This is a genomic window from Roseovarius roseus, from assembly GCF_043355935.2.
Lineage (GTDB): Bacteria > Pseudomonadota > Alphaproteobacteria > Rhodobacterales > Rhodobacteraceae > Roseovarius > Roseovarius roseus.
Window position 1 is genome coordinate 1 of record NZ_JBHFPE020000043.1, and the last position, 3,591, is coordinate 3,591.

The 3,591-nt window shown below is 63.5% G+C and carries 4 protein-coding genes; all 4 read right to left on the minus strand.

Features of this window, described 5'->3' with window-relative positions:
* Window positions 1-1,160 (minus strand): tripartite tricarboxylate transporter permease (locus ACEWPL_RS19285; RefSeq protein ID WP_420744396.1); only part of this gene is annotated, 1,160 nt, incomplete at its 3' end.
* A 3-nt stretch (window positions 1,161-1,163) separates the two neighbouring features.
* Complete coding sequence (locus ACEWPL_RS19290) at window positions 1,164-1,688, minus strand: tripartite tricarboxylate transporter TctB family protein (protein ID WP_393934207.1); 525 nt, start codon at window positions 1,686-1,688, stop codon at window positions 1,164-1,166.
* A gap of 97 nt (window positions 1,689-1,785) precedes the next feature.
* Window positions 1,786-2,763: a Bug family tripartite tricarboxylate transporter substrate binding protein gene (locus tag ACEWPL_RS19295; RefSeq protein WP_393934206.1), complete on the minus strand. Its 978-nt coding sequence runs from the start codon at window positions 2,761-2,763 to the stop codon at window positions 1,786-1,788.
* A 78-nt stretch (window positions 2,764-2,841) separates the two neighbouring features.
* Window positions 2,842-3,591 (minus strand): SDR family oxidoreductase (locus ACEWPL_RS19300; protein WP_420744397.1); only part of this gene is annotated, 750 nt, incomplete at its 5' end.

A 3,591-nucleotide genomic window follows, 5' to 3' on the forward strand; every position in this document is an offset into this window, starting at 1 on the left:
ATATGGCGCGGCACATCGGCGATACGCGCGAAATAGCGGATCGCGAATTTGCCCGCGCCGAAGAGCACGATGGAGCTGAGCATGATACCGATGAAAATGGCGTAGATCAGGCTGATATTGTCCTGAAACATCAGCGGTCCGGGGGTCAGCCCCTGCAGCATGAAGGCGCCAAGGATGACGGCGGTGACCACATCACCCGGAATACCCAGTGCCAATAGCGGGATCAGCGTCGCGCCCGCTACGCCATTATTGCCCGCCTCTGAGGCAGCCACGCCCTCGATTTCGCCATGGCCGAAGGTTTCGGGGTGTTTCGATGAGCGGCGTGCCTCGCCGTAGGAGAGGAACGCGGCGGCGGTCGCGCCGGCCCCCGGAATGGTGCCGATGATCACGCCAATGAAACTGCCGCGAAAGATCGACACGAGGCAGCGTTTCATCTCGGCCCAGGTCACGCGGCTGCCATCGGCGGCCTTGACCGCGACAGGGGCCACCTTTTTCACGTAGAAGTCGATCACTTCGGGCAGCGCGAAAAGGCCGATCAGAAGCGGGATATAGCTGACCCCGCCCATCAGGTTGAAATTGCCGAAGGTGAAACGCTGTGTGCCATAGACCAGATCGAGGCCCACGGTCGAAACCAGAAGGCCCAGAACGCCCGAGATGAGCCCCTTGGTCAGCGACTCGCCCGAGATCGAGATGACCACGGTCAGCGAGAAGCAGATCAGCCAGAAGTATTCCGGTGCGCCGAAGGCCAGCGCCAGTGAGGCGATCATGCTGGCGAAGAAGATGAGCGAGATATTGGACAGGAAATCGGCGATGCAGGAGGAATAGAGCGCCATCTTGAGCGCCTTGCCTGCCTCGCCCTTGCGCGCCATCGGGTAGCCATCCAGCACGGTGCAGGCCGCCGCAGGCGTGCCGGGCGCGCGGATGAGGATCGCAGTGATCGAGCCGCCGAAGACGCCGCCCTTGTAGATGCCGACCAGCAAGAGAATGCCGGTCACGGGATCGAGGTTGAACGTGAAGGGCAGGGCCAGCGCGACGGCCATCGTGGCTGTCAGGCCGGGGATCGAGCCGACGACGACACCCACGATGACGCCGATCGCGATGGCGATGAAATTCTCGAGCTGAAAGAACATCTCGAAGCCGATGGAGAGGTTTTCCAGCATCGTCTATCTCCAGGCCTCGAAAAAACCGCCGGGCAGAGGCACCTGCGCGACCTGAGTGAAAAAAAGCCAAACCAGAACGGGCATCAGGATGCCGACGCCGGTCAGAATGAGGGGCCTGCGCTCACCCGCTAGGAACATGAGGCCGATGGTGATCATGATCGCGGTCGCCAACATGCCCAGCACGTCCGGCAAGAGAAGGTAACCCAGAAGGCAGGCAAAAAGGACCGAGACGCGCAGCTTCCACCGGGGATGTGTCGCCTCGTCCTCGCTAGGCGGTCCGGCGACGGCATCGGGGGCGATCCATGCCTCGATCAGATGCAGGGCCGCAAAGAGCACTATCAGCACCGAGAGGACATAGGGCAGAAAGACCGGCGACAACGGCAGATGTTTGACCGAGCTTGGGCGCACAACGCCCTGCGGGATGATCACCAGTGCAAAGATGGCGGCAGCCGCAATCAGCGCGCCCGCGATCAACATCTCGCGCTTGCGTGCGGCGTTGCGCCATTTTTTCGAAGAGCCTCGGGTCATGCGGCGATCACCTTGTCGGACTGAGAGGGGCGGCTTTAGGGACCTAAAACGGGCCGCGCCGAAACAGGGCGCGGCCCATCGCATCACTGGGACCGGATCACTCGACGGTGACGCCGGCCTCGTCCACGACGACCTTCCACTGGGTCAGCTCATCTGCAATATACGCCGCGAAGTCGTCGGGGCTGCCGCCCTCGATCTGCGCACCGCGGCCATCGGCGAATTTCACGAAATCCTCGTCTTCCAGGACGCCGTTCAGCGCCGCCGACAGCTTTTCGACCACCGTGTCATCGGTCTCGGCGGGCACGAGGATGCCGAACCAGGACCGCGCGGCAAAACCGTCCAGCCCGTCGATACCTGTCTCCGACAATGTTGGCACATCTGGCAGCGCCTCAGCGCGCTCGGGCGTGGTGACGGCCAGCGCGCGCAGCTCGCCCGACTGGATATGGGGCAGGGCCGAGGGCAGGTTGTCGAACATCACGTCCACATCACCCGACATCAGGGCCGGAACGGCCTCGCCGCTGCCGCGATACGGCACATGCGTCATGTCGGCATCGGTGCGCGATTTGAACATCTCGCCCGAGAGGTGGATCGAGCTGCCGACGCCGGACGAGCCGAAGGTGCGCCCCTCGCTGCGCGTTGCCTCAAGAAACTCTTCTGCGCTCTGCCACGGGCTGTCCTTGTCGACCACCATCACATTGGGGATTGAGATCAGCAGCGTGACCGGCTTGAAATCCTCGACCGGATCATATTGCAGGTTCTTGTAGACCGCAGGCGCGATACCATGAGACGACACCTGCCCCATGAAAAGCGTATAGCCGTCGGGCCGCGCCGCAGCCGCCTGGGTGGTGCCCAGGGTGGCGCCCGCGCCGGGGCGGTTCTCGACGGTTACGGTCTCGTCGAACTGCATCGCCAGCTTGTCCGCGACTTGCCGCGCCAGCACGTCCGTCGCGCCGCCCGCACTATAGGGGACGATGATGGTGATGCGCTTGGTCGGGTAATCGTCCTGTGCAAAACCGGCGGTCGCCAGACCTGCGGCAACGGCAATGGCCGCAGCTGTCTTTTTCAGAATATTCATGGTTTTCTCCTCCTTGGTGAACTTTGTGTTGGTCTTTGGCGCCGCGCGCGTCCTCCTCGCGCGCGATGCCGCCTTTGATCATACGGATCCGATGGTCATCCCCCCGCAAACGTAGAGAACCTGCCCCGTGACGAACCCGGCTCGCTCCGAGCAGAGAAACGAGACGGCGTCGGCGATATCCTCGGGCTGGCCCAGGCGGCGCACCGGCACCTTGGCGATGATCGCCTCGGTGCGCGGATCGCCAGGCGGGTTGACCCGATCGAAGAGCGTTGTCTGGATCGGACCGGGTCCGACGGCGTTGACCGTCACGCCGTGCTGGCCCAGCTCCAGCGCCCAGGTCTTGGTCATACCGTGCAGGCCTGCCTTGGTCGCCGAATAGGCCGTGCGCAGTTCCTTGCCCAACGCAACGCGGCTCGAGATATTGACGACGCGGCCCATGCGCGCCGCCTTCATGCCCGGCAGGACTGCCTGCATGCAGATGATGGGCGCACGCAAGTTGACGGCCGCAACGGCATCCAGATCGGTGGGCTTCGTGTCTTCCAGCGTGGCGGGCATGACGACGCCCGCGTTGTTGACGAGGCGCGTGATGCGGCGATCCCCGATCACGCGCGCAAGTTCGGATTGCGTTGCCGCGACATCGGCCAGATCGACGGTGATCTCTTCATGCGCAAAGTCATGCGTCACCGGCGCGCGGTCCAGCACGATCACGCGCAGGCCGTCCTCGGTCAAGCGCTGTGCGATGGCTGCGCCGATGCCGGCTGCACCTCCGGTGACTAGGGCCAGATCACTCATCGGCTCACTTCTCGAACGGGATGGCCTTGTCGACCA